Annotated in this window: 23 protein-coding genes; 12 read left to right on the top strand and 11 right to left on the bottom strand. The window is 35.3% G+C overall.

The window, feature by feature from the left end:
• Window positions 1–26 precede the first annotated feature (26 nt).
• The 5 genes from OPR26_RS01295 to OPR26_RS01275 all read right to left on the bottom strand — a co-directional run bounded on the left by OPR26_RS01295 (window position 27) and on the right by OPR26_RS01275 (window position 5675).
• Window positions 27–1061 (bottom strand): NAD(P)H-dependent flavin oxidoreductase, encoded by a 1035-nt coding sequence (locus OPR26_RS01295; protein ID WP_265016008.1) that lies wholly within the window; start codon window positions 1059–1061, stop codon window positions 27–29.
• Between the two features lie 5 nt (window positions 1062–1066).
• Window positions 1067–1588 (bottom strand): cytochrome b, encoded by a 522-nt coding sequence (locus tag OPR26_RS01290; protein ID WP_265016007.1) that lies wholly within the window; start codon window positions 1586–1588, stop codon window positions 1067–1069.
• 1204 nt (window positions 1589–2792) lie between these two features.
• A complete protein-coding gene (locus OPR26_RS01285) occupies window positions 2793–3605 on the bottom strand; it encodes a hypothetical protein (RefSeq protein WP_265016006.1) in 813 nt (270 codons plus the stop codon).
• Between the two features lie 189 nt (window positions 3606–3794).
• A complete protein-coding gene (locus OPR26_RS01280; RefSeq protein WP_253301895.1) occupies window positions 3795–4085 on the bottom strand; it encodes a GIY-YIG nuclease family protein in 291 nt (96 codons plus the stop codon).
• A 375-nt stretch (window positions 4086–4460) separates the two neighbouring features.
• Entirely contained in the window at window positions 4461–5675 is a 1215-nt protein-coding gene (locus tag OPR26_RS01275; protein WP_265016005.1) for a hypothetical protein, read from the bottom strand.
• A gap of 66 nt (window positions 5676–5741) precedes the next feature.
• Here OPR26_RS01275 and OPR26_RS01270 point away from each other — a divergent pair, with 66 nt between their 5' ends.
• Complete coding sequence (locus OPR26_RS01270; RefSeq protein ID WP_406719998.1) at window positions 5742–6395, top strand: IS5 family transposase; 654 nt, start codon at window positions 5742–5744, stop codon at window positions 6393–6395.
• Here the strand turns inward: OPR26_RS01270 and OPR26_RS07320 are convergent.
• From OPR26_RS07320 to nuoE, 3 genes are all read right to left on the bottom strand, one after another.
• On the bottom strand, window positions 6304–7782 hold the full coding sequence (locus OPR26_RS07320) for a hypothetical protein (RefSeq protein WP_406827521.1): 1479 nt from the start codon (window positions 7780–7782) through the stop codon (window positions 6304–6306). The genes OPR26_RS01270 and OPR26_RS07320 overlap by 92 nt on opposite strands.
• 143 nt (window positions 7783–7925) lie before the next feature.
• The gene (tgt, locus tag OPR26_RS01265; RefSeq protein ID WP_265015801.1) at window positions 7926–9143 is read right to left on the bottom strand and encodes a tRNA guanosine(34) transglycosylase Tgt; all 1218 of its coding nucleotides are present in this window, start codon (window positions 9141–9143) and stop codon (window positions 7926–7928) included.
• The gene (gene nuoE, locus OPR26_RS01260) at window positions 9144–9644 is read right to left on the bottom strand and encodes an NADH-quinone oxidoreductase subunit NuoE (protein WP_264702540.1); all 501 of its coding nucleotides are present in this window, start codon (window positions 9642–9644) and stop codon (window positions 9144–9146) included.
• 343 nt (window positions 9645–9987) lie between these two features.
• Here nuoE and OPR26_RS01255 point away from each other — a divergent pair, with 343 nt between their 5' ends.
• Both OPR26_RS01255 and OPR26_RS01250 read left to right on the top strand, forming a co-directional pair.
• The gene (locus OPR26_RS01255; protein ID WP_264702536.1) at window positions 9988–10458 is read left to right on the top strand and encodes a hypothetical protein; all 471 of its coding nucleotides are present in this window, start codon (window positions 9988–9990) and stop codon (window positions 10456–10458) included.
• Between the two features lie 253 nt (window positions 10459–10711).
• The gene (locus tag OPR26_RS01250; RefSeq protein WP_265015802.1) at window positions 10712–11158 is read left to right on the top strand and encodes a hypothetical protein; all 447 of its coding nucleotides are present in this window, start codon (window positions 10712–10714) and stop codon (window positions 11156–11158) included.
• Here the strand turns inward: OPR26_RS01250 and OPR26_RS01245 are convergent.
• Together OPR26_RS01245 and OPR26_RS01240 are read right to left on the bottom strand one after the other, a co-directional pair.
• Window positions 11124–11510, bottom strand: a complete 387-nt coding sequence (locus OPR26_RS01245; protein ID WP_265016251.1) for a transposase — start codon at window positions 11508–11510, stop codon at window positions 11124–11126. The two genes, OPR26_RS01250 and OPR26_RS01245, sit on opposite strands and share 35 nt — an antisense overlap.
• A gap of 20 nt (window positions 11511–11530) precedes the next feature.
• Window positions 11531–11896, bottom strand: a complete 366-nt coding sequence (locus OPR26_RS01240; RefSeq protein WP_264731180.1) for a transposase — start codon at window positions 11894–11896, stop codon at window positions 11531–11533.
• 47 nt (window positions 11897–11943) lie between these two features.
• On the opposite strand from OPR26_RS01240, the gene OPR26_RS01235 reads away from it, so the two are divergent.
• The 6 genes from OPR26_RS01235 to secF all read left to right on the top strand — a co-directional run bounded on the left by OPR26_RS01235 (window position 11944) and on the right by secF (window position 19406).
• Entirely contained in the window at window positions 11944–12300 is a 357-nt protein-coding gene (locus OPR26_RS01235) for a hypothetical protein (RefSeq protein WP_265016004.1), read from the top strand.
• 114 nt (window positions 12301–12414) lie between these two features.
• Window positions 12415–13740, top strand: coding sequence for a dihydroorotase (locus tag OPR26_RS01230; protein ID WP_265016003.1), 1326 nt, complete (start codon window positions 12415–12417; stop codon window positions 13738–13740).
• Between the two features lie 198 nt (window positions 13741–13938).
• A complete protein-coding gene (locus OPR26_RS01225; RefSeq protein WP_265016002.1) occupies window positions 13939–15123 on the top strand; it encodes a dicarboxylate/amino acid:cation symporter in 1185 nt (394 codons plus the stop codon).
• Window positions 15124–15126: 3 nt separating this feature from the next.
• Window positions 15127–15723, top strand: coding sequence for an orotate phosphoribosyltransferase (gene pyrE / locus OPR26_RS01220; RefSeq protein WP_265016001.1), 597 nt, complete (start codon window positions 15127–15129; stop codon window positions 15721–15723).
• 97 nt (window positions 15724–15820) lie between these two features.
• Window positions 15821–17650 (top strand): translational GTPase TypA, encoded by a 1830-nt coding sequence (gene typA / locus OPR26_RS01215; RefSeq protein WP_265016000.1) that lies wholly within the window; start codon window positions 15821–15823, stop codon window positions 17648–17650.
• 877 nt (window positions 17651–18527) lie between these two features.
• Complete coding sequence (gene secF, locus OPR26_RS01210) at window positions 18528–19406, top strand: protein translocase subunit SecF (RefSeq protein ID WP_253302573.1); 879 nt, start codon at window positions 18528–18530, stop codon at window positions 19404–19406.
• On the opposite strand, the gene OPR26_RS01205 is transcribed toward secF, so the two are convergent.
• Window positions 19403–19906, bottom strand: coding sequence for a TIGR02281 family clan AA aspartic protease (locus tag OPR26_RS01205; RefSeq protein ID WP_265015999.1), 504 nt, complete (start codon window positions 19904–19906; stop codon window positions 19403–19405). The genes secF and OPR26_RS01205 overlap by 4 nt on opposite strands.
• Before the next feature lie 134 nt (window positions 19907–20040).
• Between OPR26_RS01205 and yidC the strand changes: the two genes are divergently transcribed.
• The 3 genes from yidC to nusB are packed head-to-tail and all read left to right on the top strand — an operon-like array spanning window position 20041 to window position 22638.
• Window positions 20041–21750 (top strand): membrane protein insertase YidC, encoded by a 1710-nt coding sequence (gene yidC / locus OPR26_RS01200; RefSeq protein ID WP_265015998.1) that lies wholly within the window; start codon window positions 20041–20043, stop codon window positions 21748–21750.
• Complete coding sequence (locus OPR26_RS01195; protein ID WP_253302571.1) at window positions 21728–22156, top strand: 6,7-dimethyl-8-ribityllumazine synthase; 429 nt, start codon at window positions 21728–21730, stop codon at window positions 22154–22156. The genes yidC and OPR26_RS01195 overlap by 23 nt, the downstream gene beginning before the upstream one ends.
• Window positions 22156–22638: a transcription antitermination factor NusB gene (gene nusB / locus OPR26_RS01190; RefSeq protein WP_265015997.1), complete on the top strand. Its 483-nt coding sequence runs from the start codon at window positions 22156–22158 to the stop codon at window positions 22636–22638. Before OPR26_RS01195 ends, nusB begins: the two co-directional genes overlap by 1 nt.
• The last annotated feature ends 29 nt before the right edge of the window (window positions 22639–22667 follow it).

Raw genomic sequence — 22667 nt, 5'->3', positions numbered from 1 at the left:
CCTATAATGGGCTCTTTTAGAGATAATTATGACTTGCTTACTGGTTGCTTTGCTGCTTCTACAGATTTGCGTTCAATATGATTGTTTGCCTGTTGAACTAACATATTCACTACTTCTTTTACAGGCTTTTCCCTATCAACCATGCCAACACTTTGGCCAGCCATTAAAGATCCCGTTTCAACATCTCCTTCAATCACTGCCCTTCTTAAAGCTCCAGCCCAGAACTTTTCTATTTCAAGCTGCCCATCTTCTTTTGAGATCTGGCCCTTTTGGTATTCATCAATAACTTCTTTTTGACGCTTCATGAAGTCATCACTTGCTTTGTTGGCTATGGCTCTTACAGGAATTACAGGAAAATCAGCACTTATCTGTACAGAAGGTATTGCATTACGTGCGGCTGATTTAATAAACACTTCCTTAAAATTTTTGTGGGCAATTGACTCATTAGTGCAGACAAATAATGTGCCTATTTGACAGCCACTTGCTCCCATTTCTAAGTAATTAACTATCATTTCACCTCTTCCTATTCCACCTGCAACAAACACTGGCATTTGTTCATTTTTAAAATGAGGCAATATCTCTTGTGCAAGAACAGAAGTGCTAACTGGTCCTATGTGCCCGCCTGCTTCCATTCCTTCTATTATTAATGCATCTACTCCCATTTTTACTAACCTTTTCGCAAGGCTTAATGCTGGTGCAAAGCACATAACTTTAATGCCTGCACTCTTAATTTTTTCTATATTAGGCTTTGTTGGTAGTCCACCAGCAAGCACTATATGGCTTACTTTCGTTTCAATACACACATCTATCAACTCACTCAACTTTGGGTGCATAGTAATTAGGTTTACACCAAATGGCTTGTTAGTTAATTTCTGTGTCTCTATGATTTCTTTTTTCAATAGGTCTGGAAACATTGCACCACATGCAATCACACCAAAACCACCAGCGTTTGAGATTGCTGAAACCAAGTTTCTCTCTGAAACCCAGCTCATAGCACCACCCATTATGGCAAATTCACTACCAAGAAAATCTGTTCCTTTTTTCCAGAGGCTACTTAACATATAATCTATATCATACGTTTAAAAATGTTTTGCTTATCTATAAATGTGTGTTTCAAAGCACCAAGTATATGCAAGATTATAAAGAGTACCATAAAATATGCAAACACCGAATGTAGCTGATTAGCTGCATTAGCTAGATCTTTGTTTTGATTAATTAACAAAGGGATATGAAAAAAATATTTGATCTGTTTGCCAGAAGCAGAAGACATGACATAGCCAGATAGTGGCATTAGCACCATTAAAGAATATAAACCAAAGTGTACTGTTTTACTTGCATTGATTACAAACCCAGAAAAATTTGCTGGAAGTGGAGGAACATAAGTAAAGACGCGAAAAAATATGCGTACTATGATTAGTCCAAGAATAGTGATACCGCAAGCCTTATGAATAGCGTATATGTTGAACTTAATCTCATTGCTAAGTGGTAAGCTTTTCATATAAAGGCCAGAACAAAGCATACCAATAATAAAAACAGCCATCAACCAATGGATAACTCTTAAACCTAGGCTATATTTATCGTCTTCCATTTTGATTACCCTAAAGTAGCATTTATATAATAGCAAAACTATTTTTCAATCAAAATTATTAAAGCAATTTAGATTTACCAACAATGTAGCTATACAAATTTGATCCAGCCGGGAGTCAAGGGCACCTAAATCAAGAAACAGATTAAATGCAAAACCTACTTGACAAACTCCGCCAGCCCCCTTATCATGAAACTGAAGCTATTTATTTATCTTCTCTGTACAGATTAAATGACAAAAAAACTCACGTATCTGGCGTCTCATGTTTAATTTTTTGCACTATGTGCACCTTATGTCTTTATAAAACTTCTACCTACATAAGCTGAAACGCGCTTATAAAGCGTTTAAAACATAAAAAAACGCCAACTTAAAAAATGGATAGTGAATAACTAGCTACCCTAGGGTTTCTTTTGCCTTTTTTTTTGTTTAGTAAATTTCTTAACGTTTATAATTTAGATTAGTTGCGGTTTAAAAGCAACTAAATCGCGGTTATTAAGTGTTTAGAATAAAAAAACGCCATACTTGAAAGTATAATGTAAGTAATTAGCCAACCACGGGGCTTCTTTTGCCTTTTTTTTCGTTTGGTAAATTTCTTAATATTTATGGCTAAACGACAATCGTCATCCCGCTGCTTGTTAGCGGGATCTCTTGTTAGCGGCTGAGATACCGCGAATGAATCGCGGTATGACGTAGGACTGCTGTCATCCCAGTGTCAGCTACTTGCATGACATCATCATAAAGTAAAATGAGATCCCAGTGTCAAGCACTGGGATGACATCATAGGGACGCTGGCCATAAGTGTTGAAAGTGCAGTCACACAAGGTGATTAATGGTATGTAAATCTCCTCTTGATATCAACCTTCGTTGTTGGGAAAGCAGATAAACCACGTCAAAAATTCGCTTAAACCTTCTAACCACAGGCAAAAAGGCGCTTTTTTGATTTATTTTATTATCATTGAAATTTATGCCATTAACCACCTTATATAATGCCACTTATAGCACTTTCAACACTTATGGGACGCTGGCCTGACAACCGTCATCCCGCTACTTGTTAGCGGGATCTAGAGATGCCGTGGAGGTGTGACGTAGATTTTATACTCACCAAATAAGTTTGCTTGCTTACAAGCAAACTTTTCTGGATTCCAGCGTCACGCGCTGGAATGACAGAGCTATAGGTGTTATCCAAGTAGCGTGACTACTTGCTGGATTACCAAGTCCAATTAAGTGCAGCATCATCACTTGTTGGAATTTCAAAGGATGGTTGTGACATTACTTCTCTCACGCTTTTTTGGAAATCTGAATTACTTGAGACAGCCATTTCTTTAATACTTGTATCAATATCCTTTTTAAAACTCTGATTTTGTACTAAATCAGCAGCTGATGGAACTAATAACTCCTTTGCTGTCTTTTTACCATTATCATACGCTTTGGTATCATCTTTAATAAGAAATTCTCCTAATTTATCCACTAGAATTGATTTGTTGCCATCTTTTGCATCAAATATAGCATCCATAACAGCTTTTTCTGCAACTTTTGTTGCAAGTTCTTTAGCTTTAACAAATGCAGTATCAGCAGCTTTTTTAGTATAAACTTCATCAGCTTTATCAGCTTTAATATATACCTTATTTGTAAAATCAGGAGAAGCAGTTATAGCATCCACAACAGGCTGTTTTACTACTTCTGTTTTTAGCGTATCTGTAAGTCCTAAAGTTTTAACAAATGCAGTATCAGCAGCTTTTTTAGTATAAACTTCATCAGCTTTATCAGCTTTAATATATACCTTATTTGTAAAATCAGGAGAAGCAGTTATAGCATCCACAACAGGCTGTTTTACTACTTCTGTTTTTAGCGTATCTGTAAGTTTTAAAGTTTTAACAAATGCAGTATCAGCAGCTTTTTTAGTATAAACTTCATCAGCTGGAGTAGCTTTAATATATACCTTGTCATTAAATCCTTGTAATGCCATTAGGGCCATTATAAAACCAGCATCGTCTGCTGCATCTTTTATTGTAGTAGTCATATCACCCTCCATTAATTATAAAAACCATAGCATGCATGAAAAAAGTATAATTTTCGTTAATGCTAGATTTTACATAAGTTTTTTTTGAGGTTTGTCGTTTTAGAATTCTTCTCTTGTCATTCCAGTTCCCTCTCCTGTCATCCCAGTCCCTTCTCTTGTCATCCCAGTGCGTGACACTGGGATCTCATTTTATTTTGTAATTTCATCATATAAATCAGTCCAATTTGGGTTTTCCCTTTCAACTAAATCAATTTTCCATTCTCTTTTCCAGCTTTTCAAAAGTTTTTCTCTGTTCAGAGCTGAACCTACATCTTGAAATACCTCAAAGTAAACTAATTTCTGCACATTGTACTTTGATGTAAAGCCAGAAATAACTTTATTTTTATGTTCCCAAATTCGTTTAGTTAAATTTGACGTTATACCTATATACAGAGCCTTATTGTGCTTGCTTGTGAGTATATAAACATAATAACTTTTCATATATAGTAAATAAATTTACTGGATCCCAGTGTCAGCTACTCGGATGACAGGGGAGGGGCTACTGGGATGACAGGAAGGAGAGCGCTGGGATCTAGTATTTACTATAATACAAAAAACTGTTATACCTTACAGTATGCAATGAACGACAAAATTTATGTTAAAATACAGTATTTATGATAAAATTTCTCCAAAATTAGATCCCAGTGTCTGGGCACTGGGATGACAGCTAGCCTGACAACCGTCATCCCGCTACTTGTTAGCGGGATCTAGAGATACCGTGACAGTATGACGTAGGATTGCTGTCGTTCTGCTACGTGTTAGCAGCTGAGATACCGTGAATAAATCACGGTATGACGTAGGAAAACCTTTCTTGGGTTAGCTATAGATATAGGCCGAGTTGTGGTCGTGATAAATGTGGTCACTTGCGCAATCGAACATTTTCACAAAGCCATTCTCTAGATAAAGATTATATTCGTGATGTTGATCTGATAATACAATATTATCTTGCTCCCCTGAGTTGAAATGACTTGAATCTGACAGCAATTCGTAATTTGGATTATCTATTTTACTAATGCTGCTTATTACTTTGCCATTACCACTTGATATAGCTAAACTATAACTATCACCATCCTTCATTATCTTGATGGACACCTTATCTTCAGGTAACACTATAAGCTTCTTTGTGCCACTATCGTGGATTACGAATTTGCCTTTTTCAAAATAGTATTTGTCTTCCGGCAAAGCACCAACCTTATAATCTGATTCGGCCAATTTTTGCCAAAACTTTAACACAGAGTTTTTATCTTCCCCTTCTGCCCTATTGTACAAAGCTTTTAGGTCATGATAATCTATGGTTACATTTGCCTTGTGTTTCCCTTCTGAGTCCTGCTCGTAGCTCTTTTCTATTTTGAGAATTGTGTCTTTTAGAATAATTTTTTCTTCATTGTGCTCATGTATTACTGGTTTTTTAGGTGCTTCCAAACCACGGAATGAACTAGTAGCAGCTTTATCTTCACTGACTTGTCCTTTTGACTGCACTTCGTCTTCTTCGTGATCTACTACTGGTTGATCAGATTGAATATGATCAGACTCAATAGTGTTATCCTCAGTGCTTGAGTGGGTTTTTACCCAATTAGAAAACCCTTCTCCTTTTTGGATTTTCTCTGCTTCGCTTTGGTAGATTTTTTGCATCATCTCCTTGAAATAAAAACGGCCATTCAGAGTTTTCCTATCTTCTGTTGCTGCATAAAGCAAATTATCAATGAAATTTGGATAAGTCTCTTCGATATATGCAATAACTGCTGCACCCGTTTGATAAGGATCGATGGCTCCTTTAACTATTTCCTCTAGAGTATGTTCCTTGTATTCCTCACTAACAAGTTTTGCAAAATCAGCCGGTTTTTCTCCTTCTGTTAGGTGTGTAACATATTCTGCTAACCCTTCCATTAAAACTTTGCCAAGATCGAGCTTAGAAGTTAAATAGAACGTTAACGCATGGACAAACTCATGCTTGATAACATAATTATAATCGTTATGATCGATTTTTCCATCATGGGTGAAATCACCATTATTCCTAGGCTCTGTGGACAAAAAATATGAAAAGAGAGAAAAAGATGGTAGTTTAGCCTAATAGGTAAAAAATGGAGAAACTACCATATGCAATATTACATCAAAGAGGAAAATTGGAAACAAATTTTAGAGTTCATAAAAAGCGTAAAAGGAATGCACAGCAAAGATGAAAAACGTTTAAGAATATTCATAGAGGCAGTGTGGTACATAGTGCGAAGTGGTTGCCAATGGAGACTTTTACCAAAAACTTATGGTAATTACAGGAGTATACATAAGCGATTTAAAAGATGGTGTGAAAGAGATGTCTGGAAAAAATTGCTTGAATATACTAAACAAGAGCCTGATTTAGAAGTTGCTATAATCGACGGTACGATCATCCGAGCCCATCCATGTTCATCTGGATATACAAAAAACTCCAAGGATCAAGAAGCTTTAGGGAGGAGCAAAGGTGGCTTTACAACTAAAATACATGCGCTTGTCGATGCACTTGGAAATCCACTTAAATTTACTCTGACTCCTGGTCAAAGAAATGAAATTACGCAGGCACAAGTGTTGACCGAAAGTATCTATAACTCTACTGTAGTAGCTGACAAGGGCTACGATAGCAATGCCTTTGTTACAAGTCTTGAAGACAAGGGATGTACAGTAGTTATTCCGCCAAAACGGAATCGAAAAGTGCAAAGGTATTACGATGAGCATATCTACAAAGAACGTCATTTGATTGAGTGTTTTTTTTGGTAAAATTAAAAATTTTAGGCGCATTTTTTCCAGATTTGATAAAACTGCTGAGGTTTTTATGGGTTTTCTCAATTTTGTTGGAGCTCTTGTATGGCTTCTCTAAAATTTTGTCCACAGAGCCTAGCTGATCACCTTTATAATTATTGTTAAGATCTTTGATTTTCTCCTCACCCAATTCCATTATTCGAATTAGAGAGGTATCAATAAAATCCGTTTTTATTTTGTCAATATCTATCAATTTATTACCATAAATCGTAATTTCACTTTTACCTTTTTCACTATTCACATCATAGCCTTGCTCTTTAACTCCTGTTATTACTTCCTTCTTTAGTAATCTATGAATAGTATTTATTATTTTTTGACCACAATCTTGAAAAAAATCTCTGATTGTATCAAATGCCTTTGATAAGGAGATGGTTTCAGTATGTGCGTATTTTTTACCTAGTGGTGGCTCTTCAGCATTCTGGTGTATAGATTCTATTTGCTGAGGGTCAAGCATCATTGCATGACGTTTTGAGCGTGTTGGGTTTGCTTGTGTTTCAGATGACAACATGCCCTTAATATCTTGTTTTTTATTCTCACCATCAGCAACCATACCATCACTTGATTTCCTTTTTTTAGGAAGTAATTGTGGTGGCTCCTCATTATTCTGGGATACTGCATTTAAATTCTTAAGTTTAGGAGGTAATTGTGGTGACTCTTCTTTCCTAGAACTGATAAACTCTTGTACTCTTTCTAGATAACCAACATTTTTGTCCTCTTTAGGCACTCGCGCACCTTCAAATTTGATTTTTTGTATCTCTTCAATACTCAGCCCATTTTCTTTAAGCCATCCCCCTCTTTTGCTCATTGATTCAACAAACTCATTAATTTTTTTTATATTACCTGCACTATCATCAACCAACATTACATTTTTTGGCAACTGACCATTGTGATTGTTCTTATAGTTCACAATTGCTTTACAGATGTGTAAATTCTTTCCAACTTGACTTTGTTGTTCTTTGAGATCTTTTGGAAGCTCATTATCATAATCTGCTGGAAATCCACCAAATACAGAAATACTGTCTGCTTGTTCTTTAGATAAGCCCAAATGATTTTCTACAACCCTTTTTACAGCATTTGGATATCCTGTATATGATGCAATATTCACTTCTATTCCGTTTGAAAGTGCAGACTGTAATGTAGATTTCAGCCCCTCTTCATTTTTTATTCCGTCTGTATTTTTTAGAAAATCTTTTATATTGTGATCAGTCACTGCATTTTCCACAGCAGAATTAAAATCACTTTTTTTAATTCCGGAGTGTCTACCAAAGAAAACACCATGCATGTGTCCATTAGTGATAGTGTTATCAAAATCAAATATTAATAGGGTATTATTTCCTTTAGCCATATCTTCACCTCTAATCCTTACAAATCATATGGGTAGAGACTAACATTAATAGATTAATTATTTATTATAACCTTTCTAATTAATAGTGTGATAAATAAAGTAAATATAACAAGAAGTAAAAATCAACGGCATAAAGAAAAGACTTAAAGAGAGGCCAAATCAAAGTGCAATGGTATTTCACTAATCCAATTATTTTTCTCCCGATCTAGCCTATCATCTAATATAGCCTGCCTTATTGATGCCATTAACTTATTCATGAAGAAAATATTATGAATGGTAACGAGCGTGTAAGCCAGGAGCTCTTTAGCTTTCAATAAATGGTGTATATAAGCTCTTGAATGCTTTCTGCAGGTAAAACATAAGCAGTCACTTTCAATTGGGTTATTGTCCAGCTCGAATTGTTGATTTCGCAAATTAATATGCTCTTTGCACTTTGAAGAAATAGAATCTCTATTTTTTACTTTAATAAGCGCACCACCATGCCTTGCTAAACGGGTTGGATGCACGCAATCAAACGTATCAATTCCAAGACTAACTCCGCGAAAGATGTCCACAATTCCACCAATACCAAGCAAATGAGTAGGCCTGTCTTTTTTCAGATGGTCCATAGTGAAAGAAACTACATCGTACATCTGCTCTTTACTTTGACCAAGTGATCCACCTATTGCTTGACCAAAAAATGGCAAATCGTTAATAAAATTACAACTTTCTCTACGTAAATCTTGATATACTCCGCCTTGACTAATTCCATACAGTGCCTGCTTGCCATTATTGTTTTTTTCAAATTCATTTAAAGAACGTTTAGCCCATCTGTGGCTCATGAGCATTGATTTTGCTGTATATTCTTTGCTTATGTGAAATGGAGTACATTCATCTAAGACTAAGATTAAATCTGCACCTAATTTTTGTTGAATTTTTATAGATTTTTCAGGAGTTAAGCAATAAGTTTTACCATTAATGTAAGAACGAAAAATTGCCCCATCCTCATTAATTTTGATCAAAGTTTTTTGTTTTTTTCTTATTCCTTTTATCTCTTCCGAAACTGATCCGTGCCCTAAGCTAAATATCTGATATCCACCTGAGTCAGTTAGCATTGGCCCATTCCATCCCATCATCTTGTGCAAACCACCAAGTTTTGCAACAGTATTCTCTCCTGGTTGAAGCATTAGGTGATAGGTGTTGGAAAGTATTATCTGAGTACCTGCTTCACTAATTCTCTCGATATCTGCAGCTTTAATTGCAGCTTTTGTTGCACAGAATATAAAAGCTGGTGTTTCTACGCTTCCATTTGGAGTTTTAATTGTTCCAACTTTTGCAGAACCTGATTGCTTGATTATCTTAAATGCAAATTCTTCTTTCATCTATTTGCCTGAAAGTTCTGTTATGATGTTTTCTACTTTTTCAGGAGTAAGATTTTCATAGAAGTCATTATTAATCTGCGCAACGGGAGCATTAACGCATGCACCTAGGCATTCAACTTCTTTTAAAGTGAACAGATTGTCTTTAGTAGTCTCACCGATATTGATTCCAAGCTTCTTTTTAAAGGTATTTAAAACTTCTTCACTATTGCACAACCAGCAAGGAGTTGTTCTACAAATTTGTATTAGATATTTGCCTACTGGTTTTAAATTATACAGGGTGTAAAAATTTGCCACTTCATATACACGAATATGTGGAATATGCAGCATATCAGCAACATAACGCATAGCAGATTCAGAAACCCATCCGCATTGCTCTTGAACCAGGTATAGTAAAGGCATGACAGCGCCTCCTTCTCTACCTTTGGGATACATCTCTATAAACTTTTCTGCTTTCTTGAGGTTTTCTGATATAAAACTAAACTGCTTTTCTTTTTCTGTCATTCATGAGACTCGTGTAAACTTTAACAGATTATACCTGTAGAACCAATGATTGCAATTGTTGGTTTTTTGAGAAATAGCGTTTTGCAGTATTACACTACCCATACTGTCCAACTTGTAAATTCTTTTGGTTGGCTATAGGGTCCAGTTAAACAAAATCTGGTCATGCGCTAGCTTCAATTGTTTCATAAGTTTGTTTCGGTAAATCTCAATTATTTTAGCTACAGCTAACTACTTAAAAAAATGCTTAAGAAATTATAGTATATTATTAATAAATATACTATCCTTGACATTTATTATAAATGTTGTGTATAATAAACTATATTTATTAATATGAGGTTAAACTATGAGTAAACAATTAAACTTATGGAGACAGGAAACTGGTGAAGAGAATTTTAGAAAATTTATTACGTCAATATTAGGCAGTGAGGAAAAAGATAGAGAAGAAAGGCTTCGAGCTCATGCCACAACTATTTATAGAAATTATGAACAGAGTCATAATCAAAAGCATTTTAGAGAAAATAAATTTGCTTCTGGTGCAGTAGTGATAGCATCTTGTGCTCTGATTCTGTTGTCTCGATATTTTGATTTAAGAGAAAAAGTGCAAAGACCACTTGAATACATGGCACTTGCATCAATTGTTATTTTTGGAGTTGGATTTTTATATTCACTTTATCAAGAAAACGAATATAAAGTTTCTGATAAAAGGGAAAAATATGAATCAGATTACGCAAAACATAAGGAGCTTCCTGAAATTCAAACAATTATGGATGAGCTAAAGGCAGAAACCCTAGGAGAGAATAAACAAAGATCTTAGTCAAAACTTACAATTCCGCTACCTGTTAGCGGAACCTGTGCAATGCATAGCAAATTTTGCCTTTAGGATAGATTATATAGTTTGAGATACTTTATCCTCTCCTCATTTACAAAGCTTTTCAGCCCTCTTCAAGCTTATATTTGCCTTTTAGTATAAAACATTATATTAATTTTTTAATTTTAGTTAAAATTTTCATTGACATTAACACCAGGGGTAATCATAATAGCATTTTATTAATATTTTAAATAAAATTATGTCTATATTAAGAAGATTACTCGGGATCAGCTCAAATACACCGGAAGTTAAAGAAGCAATAGGTTTTAACCCAGCAAAAGTAGGGTTAATTGAAGGAAATGGAGTTGCTTATGGATTCAGCTATCAAGATAATGGTAATGGGAGCAGTAAAGTGAAATTACTTATTAGTCCACTATATCAATCAAAAACATACGAATGTAATACAGATATCAGCGTAGCAAATGAGCTCAAGGATCAATTATCTCTTACATTAATAGAAGATTCAGCTGAAATAGATAAAGTTGGAATCATCTTCCCTGAAGAAGGAATTAGCGAAGAAGGAGAAAAATACGTTAAAGGTTTATCTTTTCACACTTACGGAATCAAGCAATCAATCAACGTACCTTCAGTTGAACATTTAGAGCATGTCTTCAAACTGAAGAATGAGCTAATTTGTGAAGCATAATAGTGATCATATTAAAGAAGATATAGTTTTTTGAGGTGAGAGGAGAATGCTCGTAATCTTTACTCATGCGCCTAAAATTGGAAAGCCAGGCAAAAGTTCTTTCAACAATCCAACGTTTGGGAATAACTTGAAATCCTGTATCAACTATTTTCTTGGCAATCGTTAATAAACATCCCGTTTCCAATAAGCATCTGTTTTGTAATTTACCTATGTACCCTTGATCAGCAAAAAACTTACGTAAAGTTGGAACTTTGCATTTAGCTTGGGCAAAAAGATTTAGAGCACTATCACGATCTTGAATACTTGCACTCTGTACTTCAGCAGCAATTACAAGACCCACAGTATCTACAATAATATGGCGTTTTCTGCCCTTTATTTTTTTGCCAGCATCATATCCTCTGGATCCCCTTTTTGAGTAGTTTTCACTGACTGGCTATCAATTATACCTACTGATGGAGTCTTATTTTTACCAATCATCTCTCTTACTTTTTTAACTAGAAAATCATGAATTTCTTGCCATATTCCACTTTTTTTCAAGCGCGAATTACAACTATATACGGTTTTCCATGGTGGAAAATCTTTAGGCAGTTGTCTCCATTGACATCCTGTTCTCATCATATAGCGGATTGCATTAATAATTGTTCTAATACTATGTTTTCTTGGTCTGCCGGTCTTTTTAGGTTCAAAATATGGCTCTATTGTCTTCCATTCTTTGTCACTTATATCGCTTGGGTACATCTTAAAATGTACCTTATACCATACTTCTTAACTTCTTTCTACTCAGTTTGAAGACATGCTCTTACATAAAAGAGAAAAAAGAACATCCATTTAGAGGCAACGCATGTCAAAAAATAATTGATATATATCAAGAGAGAATTGCTGGATATCAGGAGAAAATTCGTCAAAATTTAAACCAAATAAAAGCGATATTAAAAAGTGCGCCGCAAGAAATGGATGATGTGGAAGAATTAGAGGAAATAATCGATGGTATGCATGAAGTAAAGCAGTTTGATGAAGATTTTGATTCAGCTTTAATTTGTTTATCGAACATACAGAATGAGCTAGATATTCAGCCGGAAAATCCTCCAACAGAGCTAAGAGTTTTTCATATTAACGTTAAAACTGAAGTAACCCGGTTATAAGAGCCAAATTTTTGGGACAATTTTAATTCAAGACGGCTCTTAGTCTGTGTTTTAATTTGGTTGTGTTTTATTAAAAAAACTTTAGATTTATTGCATGATCGATACTCAAATATAATGACACAGACTTGGAATTTGTTGCAAACAGGGCAAAAGGAAGGCTATAAAATTGCGTATACTAATGCTCGTATTATCGACCCGGAAACTAAACTTGATATAAAAGGTTCATTATTGACTGAAGGGGATAAAATTGTCGACTTTGGTGAATCATTATTTTCAACAAGTGGGGTTGACGAAACAATAGACTGTAAAGGGCTTGTTCTAATGCCAGGCCTTATTGACATTCACGTACATTTTCGTGAACCAGGCCAGGAACATAAAGAAACTATATATACAGGTAGCAAATCTGCAGCTGCTGGAGGCGTTACAACTGTAGTTTGTCAGCCAAACACTGCTCCGGCAATTGATAGCGTTGTTTTGGCTAAATATTTGAAATATAGAGCACTTGAAACTTCACATGTAAACGTTGAATTTTATGCTAAAATTACCACTTCGGAAGAAAAGTTGACTGAAATGGCACTTTTAAAGGAAGCAGGTGCGGTTGGGTTCACCGATGATGGCATGCCAGTTATGAACCCAATGATTATGAGACAGGCGCTGCTTTATTCAAGTATGCTGAATGTCCCTATTGCTCAACATGCAGAAGATTTAAATCTATCTGCTGGTGGCGCAATCAACGAAGGTAAAATTTCTGAAGAATTGGGAGTAAAGGGGATCTTGAGTGTGTCAGAATCGGTTATGGTAAATCGTGATATACTGCTAATGAAGGATATGGAAAATGTGCACTACCATATTCTACATGTCTCTTCAAAAGATTCACTTGATGCTATTAAACGTGCAAAAGATTTGGGATTAAATGTTACGTGCGAAGTAACCCCTCATCACTTCACTTTGACTGAAGATATAGTAAAACAACATGGAGCAATTGCAAAAATGAATCCGCCGCTTCGCACTGAAGAAGATCGTTTAGCTATGATTGAAGGTTTAAAGACAGGTGTGATTGATTGCATTGCAACCGATCACGCTCCGCATGATCGTAGTTCTAAAGATCTGCCACTTGAAAATGCTGCATTTGGTATTGTTGGTCTTGAAACAATGCTGCCCCTTTCACTTGAACTCTATCACAGTGGGCAAATGGGTCTACTTGATGTGCTCGCAAAATTAACATATAAGCCTGCAGATATAATACACATACCACGTGGTCGTATACAAAAAAAACTTGCTGCAGACTTAATTTTAGTTGACCTCAATCATGAATGGGAAATTAAAACTGACAACTTTGCTAGTAAATCAAAGAATTCCCCTTTCGATGGGCGCAAAGTAAAAGGACATGTAGTACGTACTGTTGTGTCCGGCAAAACTATATACTCACAGAAGAGTTAGTTATCATACCTTATCTATTCCAATTTGTTATCACCAGAATGGGCTAAGTGCACCTAAATTTAAATTAAGAAATCTTACACTGTCTTCAAATGAATGCATCCTCTTATCTTCCCCTAATCTGTAAAGTTATTTTGTCTATCAATCTGATTCCAAAACAGCAAAATTGTTGTATAATGTTACTTTGAAGTTTTATTTTCAATGCGCAAGTTTGCAGTACTCTTTTCTATACTGTTTGCAATAGTTGCTTACTATCTAAACAATGAAATCATATTTGAAATAGCAAAGCTATTTAGTGATATCTTTATCAGCTTGCTCAAATTAATAAGCTTACCTCTGGTTTTTTTATCCATAGTTTCCACAATTTCCGGGCTCAAAGACTCAATTGAAATCAAAGTCTTAGTTAAGAAAGCACTATTTTATACGCTGCTTACAACTATTATAGCTGCGTTTGTTGCATTATCGTTTTATTTGTTAATAGATCCAGCAAGAAAAAATTTCATAAGTAATACAATAGGGAGTATTAACAGCAATAACCACAGTTATTTTTCATATTTAAAATCACTCATTCCTTCGAATTTTGTGCAAGTTTTTCTTGAAAATAATATGATTGGTAGCATATTAATCGCTTTTTTGATGGGTGGAGCTATTGTTTCACTTTCAAAAGAAAAGCAGGATATATTACATCAAGTATTCTCTGCACTTTTTGATACGCTACTTAAAATTGCTCAAGGGTTATTAAAATTTATTCCGCTTGCTGTTTGGTCTTTTATTACATGTTTTTTGCATGAATTAAAAGGCGGTAGTGATTTCTACAATCTTTTATGGTACTTTGTTTGCATAATGTCTGCAAATTTTGTGCAGGCATTTCTGATTTTACCGCTACTTATGTGGTATAAAGGCATATCACCAATTCAAACGCTGAAAGGGGTTATGCCGGCACTCACACTTGCATTTTTTTCTAAATCATCCAGTGCAACGCTGCCTACAACCATAGACTGTGTGCAGAACAAGCTAAAGGTGCCAAAGAAATTATCGTCTTTTATTTTACCAATATGCACAACAATTAATATGAATGCATGTGCTGCATTTATACTAATCACTGTGATGTTTGTTGCAGAAATGAACGGATACGTATTTTCCTTAAGCGAAATGTTGATATGGATTTTTTTAGCTACAGGGGCTGCAATTGGTAACGCTGGAGTGCCTATGGGGTGCTATTTTATGGCAACCAGTTATCTCATGTCGATGAATGTTCCTCTGCATATTATGGGACTGATCTTGCCTATTTATACAATCATCGATATGTTTGAAACTGCAATAAACCTATGGTCTGATATTTGTATCACTCAGATAATTAATAAAGAATGTAATAGTGAAACTTAAAAAATGATATTAGACGAAAATAACCTAATAATAAAAGAATTTAAAGAAGCAGAAACAATTTTGCATGGCCACTTCAAGCTGTCGTCAGGGCTGCATAGTGACACATACATACAGTGTGCGAAGATTTTTGAAAATCCAAGCAGAGCCATGAAAGTTTGCGCATTATTAGCAGATAAAATAAAAAAAGAATTAAATAGCTCTATAGATTTAATATTATCTCCTGCAATTGGTGGAATAATTGTGGGTTATGAGATTGGCAGGCAGCTTGGAATAAAGACAATGTTTTGCGAGCGCGTTAATGGCAAGTTTGAATTACGCCGTGGATTTAAGATCAAAAATGGTGAGAAAATATTACTTATCGAGGATGTGATAACCACAGGCAAATCTTCACTTGAAGCAGTGGAATGTGCAGAAGGGGAAGGAGGTAAAGTTGTTGCTGAAGCTTCTTTGATAAAGAGAAATAGTGAAACAAAACTGCCTTTTCCTGTCATATCTTTGATTGAACTGAACATCAAAAACTACAGCGAGGAAGAACTTCCAAGTGAATTAAAACAACTACCCATAACAAAACCTGGGAGTAGAGAATATTTAACAAAGTAATCCTATAATATCTTGGAAGCACAGCACAGCTTTAGTTATTTACTCTAAGTGTATTTTATGTATACTTATTACTAAATTAATTTTGAAATGATAGAAAATGAACGAATTTAAATCGATCCGTAATATAGCAATAATCGCACACGTTGACCACGGTAAAACTACTTTACTTGATAACATGTTAAAACAAAGTGGCACGTTCCGCGAGAATCAAGAAGTTCAAGAACGAGTGATGGATAGTGGTGATCAAGAGCGTGAACGCGGAATTACAATACTTGCAAAATGCACATCAATAATGTGGGGCGATGAAAAGATCAATATTATTGATACGCCAGGGCACGCGGACTTTGGTGGAGAAGTAGAAAGGGTATTGTGCATGGCAGATGGTGTGTTGCTGCTGGTTGATGCTGCAGAAGGTCCCATGCCACAAACAAAATTTGTGCTCTCAAAAGCACTAAAAGCAAATTTGAAGCCAATTGTGATAATCAATAAGGTCGACCGGCCAGACAGCAGAATTGATGAAGTATTAAATGAAATATATGAATTATTTTTTAACCTTGATGCAACCAACGAGCAGCTAGATTTTCCAGTGTTGTATGCTTCAGGTAGAAATGGCTGGTGTGCTAAGGAGCTTTCTGATGAAAGAAAAAATTTAAGCCCATTATTTTCAACGGTTATAGATTATATAAAACCTTCTGTTTATGATCAAAATGCACCTTTTGCTATGTTGGTCACTCTACTTGAGTCTGATAAGTTTCTTGGCAGAATATTGACAGGAAAGGTTTATCAGGGCGTTGCAAAAGTCAATTCAGATCTTAAGGTGCTTGACCTCGATGGTAAAGTAATTGAACGAGGAAGATTAACTAAGTTGCTTTCATTTTCTGGCTTGAAACGTATTCCAGTAGAACAAGCTGTGGCGGGAGACATAATTGCAATTGCAGGACTTGAGAAAGCTTCAGTTTCTGACACTATAGCAGTACCAGAGGTTACAACTGCAGTGAGCTCAACTCCAGTTGATCCGCCGACAATGGCGATTACTCTGAGTGTTAATGATTCACCTTTTGCCGGACAAGAGGGAACAAAGCTTACCTCAACCGTTATAAAGGATCGTTTATATGCGGAAGCAGAAACAAATGTTGCAATTACTGTGACTTTGGCACCAAGCGGTGAAGCGTTTGAAGTAGGTGGACGCGGTGAGTTGCAGCTTGGAGTGTTAATTGAAAATATGAGAAGGGAGGGTTTTGAGCTTTCGGTATCACGCCCTCGAGTGCTATTTAAGGAAGAAGATGGCAAAAAACTTGAACCTATAGAGGAAGTAGTAATTGATGTAGATGATGAATATAGTGGAATCATCATGGAAAAACTCAGCTTCCGAAAAGGTGAAGTGACTGACATGAGACCTTCTGGTAATGGCAGGACAAGATTAACGTTTTTAGTGCCATCAAGAGGATTAATTGGTTATCAAGGAGAGTTTTTAACTGATTCTCGGGGCACAGGCATAATTAACCGTTTATTTCATAGTTATGCTCCACATAAAGGTTCAATTTCTGGAAGGCGCAATGGAGTTTTAATTTCTACAGATAAGGGTGAGGCTGTGGCATATGCAATTTTCAATTTGCAAGACAGGGGAATTATGTTTATTAAGCCACAGGATAAGGTATATTGTGGCATGGTTGTCGGGCAGCATAGCCGTGACAATGATTTGGAGATAAACGTGCTAAAAGGTAAGCAATTAACCAATGTAAGAGCTTCAGGTAGTGATGAAGCCATAAAACTCACTCCTCCAAAGATAATGACACTGGAGGATATGATAGCGTATATAGATGATGATGAATTGGTGGAAGTAACTCCAAAATCTATACGTTTACGCAAGAAATTCCTTGATCCAAATGAACGTAAGCGTGCAGGAAGGGCAAAGAATAAGGAGTAGAGGTTTCTTTTTGCAGGGTAGCAGATTCCAGCGCGTGACGCACAATTGTACAAACATTGTAGCCGTTATTCAAGTAGCCCGCAGAAGCGAAAAACTTACTTGACAAACTCCGCCAGCCCCCTTATCATGAAACTGAAGCTATTTATTTATCTTCGCAATCTGTGCAGGTTAATGACAAAAAACTTAGGGTATTTGGCGTCTCATGTTTAATTTTTCGCACTACGTGCATCGCATGTCTTTAAAAATTTTTAGGTTTTTACCTATATAAGCCGAAACGCGCTTACAAAGCGTTTAAGACAGCAAAAAACGTCAAATTGACAAGGGAGAATTTGAATACTAGCTACCCTAGGGTTTCTTTGCCTTTTTTCCTGCTTAGTAAATTTCTTAAACACTTGCGGTGTAGGTTAGTTGCAAGTTAAAAGTAGCTAAATCGCTCTTAATCAAGCGTTTTAGAATAAAAAAACGCCGATATTTTAGTACATAGTAAATAGCCAACCACCATGGGGTTTCTTTTGCCTTTTTTTCGTTTGGTAAGTTTCTTAACGTTTGTAGCTAAACAACAACCGTCATCCCGCTACTTGTTAGCGGCTGAGATACCGCGAATGAATCGCGGTATGACGGTTCGTGGTGGTATGACGGTCTGCGGTGGCATCTCGTCATCCCGCTACTTGTTAGCGGGATCTCTTGTTAGCGGCTGAGATACCGCGAATGAATCGCGGTATGACGTAGGACTGCTGTCATCCCAGTGTCGAGCACTGGGATGACACCATTATAGAACGAACCAGTGTCAGCTACTTGGATGACAGAGAAGTCCAACCACAAAATAAACTAGTGAATTTTTTGAAAAGTATATAAAATTCAAGTTTAAGTAAATAGCATGGCACTTAGACTCATTCCAGATAACCTCAATATCAAGTTTAGTAAATATAGGGATTTGACTGCATTAATTAGCATTATTCTTATCATCTTTTCAATGCTCATTGTTGTGTTACGTGGAGTGAACTTAGGCATAGACTTTGCAGGCGGAATTTTGATAGAGATAAAATCTTCAGATGAGAATCACTCTATTCTCGATGCATTAAAAGAAAATGGTTTTACAGTGCAGAGTTCAAAAGCGGGTGATAATTTAGTCATGCGTTTTAAAGATGAAGGAGATGAAGATAAAATCAAAAAGATAAAAAGCATACTAGAAGAAAAGCTGGGGAGCTCAATAAGCTATCGTAAAATAGACTATGTTGGCCCACAAATAAGCTCAACACAAATATTTGAAGGAATGTTATCCATGTTGATCGCAATTGTTGGAATATTTTTTTACGTTTGGTTTAGATTTAATTGGCAATGTGGATTCAGTGGAATAACAGCACTGATTCATGACGTGGTTTTAACTGTTGGTTTTATTAGCCTAACTGGCATTGAGTTTAATATTTCATCAGTTGCAGCTCTCCTCACTGTCATTGGTTATTCAATCAATAACTCAGTAATTATATACGATCGGATTCGAGAGTATTGCAAGAGTGGTAAAAGTGGGCGGATGAGTGAGATAGTAGATGCAAGTATCAACTCTACATTATTTCGCACTATATTAACCTCGGGTACAACCCTTCTTGCTGCTCTTCCTTTGGCATTAATCTGCACAGATGCAGTGAAAGACTTCAGCTTGATCATTTTTTTTGGTATTTTGATTGGCACTTGTTCTGCAATATTTATTTCTGCTCCTATATTGACCTACAGAGCTTTAGATCATAGGAATATTTAGTCGCGGTATAATATCAACTTATTATCTCTGATAGTGAAATGAAAATATCTTAAAAAGCTCATTCCAAGTAGTGAATGAGACATAGAATGAGTATTAACGCTCGCCTGTACATCATTAACTAAAAAATTCCCTATTTTAACCTGAGGGATGTGAACAACACCGGCTTTTATTTGACCTTTCGCAGTTTCATATATTTTAAAATCCTGAACGTTTTGTAAGTTAATACCAACATGTAATGCGTCTTTTTGTGATAGAACAATATCGGTTGCTCCGGTATCAAGCAAAAACGTTATATTGCGATCATTGACCTGAGCCTGAATATAAAAGTGTCCATCGTATGATTTCGTAAATTCGATACTTCCACTATTTTGAATTCTTCCTTTATATGGTAAAAAAGTACTGAGAAATCTGTCGCTTAGTTTGTCCCTTTGTGAATCAATAAGCATTGCAGTAGTGGCTATTATTAGCAACCAAATAACTAGATTTTTCACCGCGTTCATATTGTTAAAATTTGAAGCTATTAAAATAAATTTTAAAGATTAGCGTTAAAAGTTATTATTAAAAATAAGTAAATTTCATTGTTTTAGTACAATATTTAGTATACACTTTAAGAAGATATGTTTGATTTAATTTCATGTCAGAAGCAAAAAGTTTAATTTTGGCAGCTATCCTTTCCATGTTGATCATGGTATCTTGGCGCATTATTTATGATAATTTTTTTAGTGCAAACCAAAACCAGCCATTGATTGAAAATATTGAACATATCGAATCTTTTAACGACCTTGCTCCTATAATACACAAAAATCGTTCTGAAATTATTAATTCTACTCGAGAACAGAGGGTTAGTTTAACCAATAACATGATTAAAGGATCAATTTCTCTGAAAGGTGCAAGGTTTGATGACTTAATTTTAACTAATTACCACTTAGAACCGAATTCTTCTTCTCCACAGGTGGTGTTACTGTCACCTGCAGAATCAAAAGATGTATATTTCGCAGAATTTGGGTGGCTCGATCCGAATAACAAGATTAAAGTTCCAGATTCTAAGGCAGTTTGGCAAGCAGATAAATTCAATCAACAAGAGGTCAATTTATTTTGGGATAATGAAAATGGCATTGTGTTTAAAACGAAAATTAGCCTCGACGATAACTACATGTTTAAGGTTGAGCAAATTATTGAAAACAATACAAAGGATAATGTAGTTTTGGTTCCTTATGGTAGAATTAACCGTAAACGTGATAATATTAATGAATCTTATTGGATATCCCATGAAGGAGTACTGGGTGCATTTGATAATAAACTGGAGGAGTGGACATATAAGGATATCTCTAAGAAACATTTAATAAAAGCAAGCTCAAGTGAAAAAAATTGGTTTGGTTTTGCTGATAAATACTGGCTTACAGCCATCATACCTGAGAAATCTGATAAAATAAATGTAAGCATTAAACACACGAACGTTAATAATACTGATAAATTCCAAGTAGATTTTGTCAAACCTTACAAGAGCATACTTCCTGGCGCAAGTGTTTCTAATGTGAATTATTTTTTTGCTGGAGCAAAAAAGTTGAATTTACTGGATTCTTATAAGGATACTCTCAATATACCTTTATTTGATAAAGCTGTAGATTTTGGTGTTCTTTATTTTATAACCAAGCCAGTGTTTTTACTGCTTGAATATTTTAACTTCGTTTTAAAAAATTTTGGCTTAGCAATATTATTGCTGACTTTAGTAATCAAACTTTTGATGCTTCCCTTATCTAATAGATCATATATTTCGATGTTCAAGGTGAAAAGCCTGCAGCCTGAATTAACTCGTATAAAAGAGTTGTATAAAAATGACAGCTTAAAGCAGCACAAAGAGACAATTGCGTTGTTCAAGAGAAACAATGTAAACCCAATGTCGAGCATTTTTCCCATGCTAATACAAATACCGGTATTTTTTGCTCTATATAAAGTATTATTTGTTACTATAGAGATGAGACACGCCCCTTTTTTTTTATGGATTAAGGATCTTTCAGCTCCTGACCCAACGAACATCTTTACATTATTTGGGTTGTTTAATTATAACTTTCCTATTTCTATAGGCATTTTACCTATAATTTTCGGTGCCACCATGATAATTCAGCAGAAGCTAAGTGAGAAAGATCAAACCAGTAAAGATGATATTCAAGTAAATGTTATGAAGTTTTTACCTTACATTTCTGTCTTTATTTTTTCTTCTTTTCCTGCCGGCCTGATAATATATTGGATATTTAGTAATATTATAACTCTAATTCAACAATCATTAATAAAGTTGTTTTTAACAAGAAAAGTGGGGATGAATGTCGAAAATACTAATAGTTAATTCAATTTATTATACTGAAATAGCGAACCTTTTGCTTGAGGGTGCAATTGATAAACTCAAAGGAAATAATGTCGATTATGAGATAATTGAAGTTCCTGGTGCATTTGAGATACCAGCTACAATTCTCTTTGCAGTCAAAAGCAAGAATGCTAATTATGACGGTTATTTAGCTCTTGGGTGCGTGATTCGCGGTGAAACCGATCACTATCAATATGTTTGTAAAGGAGTAATCGAAGGCTTAAATGAAGTTATTATACATTATGCAATGCCCCTTGGTATGGGCGTAATTACCGCTGACAGCAAAGATAAAGCACTAGTTAGAGCTGACAAAAATAAAAAGAACGTTGGTGGCCATGCAGCCTCAACTGTTTTGCGTATGATAGATTTACACAATAAATTAAAATAATGGAGGAAAAACCAGTAGATAAAAAGTGGCGCATAAAAAGAAGTACGGCAAGATTTCTTGCCGTACAAGTTGCTTATTCAAATATTTTTGTAGGTTACAATAAAAGCACTTTTAAATTGGAAAATTGTGAGCTTAAGGACTACATAAGTAAGTTGAGAGATATATTTGAATGTGAAGAATTTGAACATCAATTCTTAGAAAACTTGTTATATAAGGTTATAAAAAGCAGTGAAGAATATGATAAAATAATAGAGTCTTACTTACACCCAAGCTGGTCCCTTTCACGGTTAAATCTTATAAGCTTATCTATCTTGCGTGTTGCAATATGTGAGTTGATTAATTGCGATACGCCAGTTCCAGTTGTTATCAATGAGTATACTAACATTGCATCTGATTTACTTGATAAACCAAGCGAAATTGGCTTTATTAATGGGTTATTGGATAAGGCAAAAGATGCAGTTAAATTAAATAAAAATCCTTAGCAATTATAGCCAGCAAACACAGGGTGTCA

Source organism: Wolbachia endosymbiont (group A) of Anoplius nigerrimus (assembly GCF_947251795.1).
In the GTDB taxonomy this organism is placed as follows: domain Bacteria; phylum Pseudomonadota; class Alphaproteobacteria; order Rickettsiales; family Anaplasmataceae; genus Wolbachia.
The sequence above is the reverse complement of the archived record's forward strand: the minus strand, read 5'-3'. Positions and strand labels throughout refer to the sequence as shown.

What these genes read in the sequence shown, in the direction of transcription:
- OPR26_RS01295 (WP_265016008.1), bottom strand. Translation starts at nt 1,061, where the DNA reads ATGTTAAGTAGCCTCTGGAAAAAAGGAACAGATTTTCTTGGTAGTGAA.
- OPR26_RS01290 (WP_265016007.1), bottom strand. Translation starts at nt 1,588, where the DNA reads ATGGAAGACGATAAATATAGCCTAGGTTTAAGAGTTATCCATTGGTTG.
- OPR26_RS01285 (WP_265016006.1), bottom strand. Translation starts at nt 3,605, where the DNA reads ATGACTACTACAATAAAAGATGCAGCAGACGATGCTGGTTTTATAATG.
- OPR26_RS01280 (WP_253301895.1), bottom strand. Translation starts at nt 4,085, where the DNA reads ATGAAAAGTTATTATGTTTATATACTCACAAGCAAGCACAATAAGGCT.
- OPR26_RS01270 (WP_406719998.1), top strand. Translation starts at nt 5,742, where the DNA reads ATGCAATATTACATCAAAGAGGAAAATTGGAAACAAATTTTAGAGTTC.
- OPR26_RS07320 (WP_406827521.1), bottom strand. Translation starts at nt 7,782, where the DNA reads ATGGCTAAAGGAAATAATACCCTATTAATATTTGATTTTGATAACACT.
- tgt (WP_265015801.1), bottom strand. Translation starts at nt 9,143, where the DNA reads ATGAAAGAAGAATTTGCATTTAAGATAATCAAGCAATCAGGTTCTGCA.
- nuoE (WP_264702540.1), bottom strand. Translation starts at nt 9,644, where the DNA reads ATGACAGAAAAAGAAAAGCAGTTTAGTTTTATATCAGAAAACCTCAAG.
- OPR26_RS01255 (WP_264702536.1), top strand. Translation starts at nt 9,988, where the DNA reads ATGAGTAAACAATTAAACTTATGGAGACAGGAAACTGGTGAAGAGAAT.
- OPR26_RS01250 (WP_265015802.1), top strand. Translation starts at nt 10,712, where the DNA reads ATGTCTATATTAAGAAGATTACTCGGGATCAGCTCAAATACACCGGAA.
- OPR26_RS01240 (WP_264731180.1), bottom strand. Translation starts at nt 11,896, where the DNA reads ATGTACCCAAGCGATATAAGTGACAAAGAATGGAAGACAATAGAGCCA.
- OPR26_RS01230 (WP_265016003.1), top strand. Translation starts at nt 12,415, where the DNA reads ATGACACAGACTTGGAATTTGTTGCAAACAGGGCAAAAGGAAGGCTAT.
- OPR26_RS01225 (WP_265016002.1), top strand. Translation starts at nt 13,939, where the DNA reads ATGCGCAAGTTTGCAGTACTCTTTTCTATACTGTTTGCAATAGTTGCT.
- pyrE (WP_265016001.1), top strand. Translation starts at nt 15,127, where the DNA reads ATGATATTAGACGAAAATAACCTAATAATAAAAGAATTTAAAGAAGCA.
- typA (WP_265016000.1), top strand. Translation starts at nt 15,821, where the DNA reads ATGAACGAATTTAAATCGATCCGTAATATAGCAATAATCGCACACGTT.
- secF (WP_253302573.1), top strand. Translation starts at nt 18,528, where the DNA reads ATGGCACTTAGACTCATTCCAGATAACCTCAATATCAAGTTTAGTAAA.
- OPR26_RS01205 (WP_265015999.1), bottom strand. Translation starts at nt 19,906, where the DNA reads ATGAACGCGGTGAAAAATCTAGTTATTTGGTTGCTAATAATAGCCACT.
- yidC (WP_265015998.1), top strand. Translation starts at nt 20,041, where the DNA reads ATGTCAGAAGCAAAAAGTTTAATTTTGGCAGCTATCCTTTCCATGTTG.
- OPR26_RS01195 (WP_253302571.1), top strand. Translation starts at nt 21,728, where the DNA reads ATGTCGAAAATACTAATAGTTAATTCAATTTATTATACTGAAATAGCG.
- nusB (WP_265015997.1), top strand. Translation starts at nt 22,156, where the DNA reads ATGGAGGAAAAACCAGTAGATAAAAAGTGGCGCATAAAAAGAAGTACG.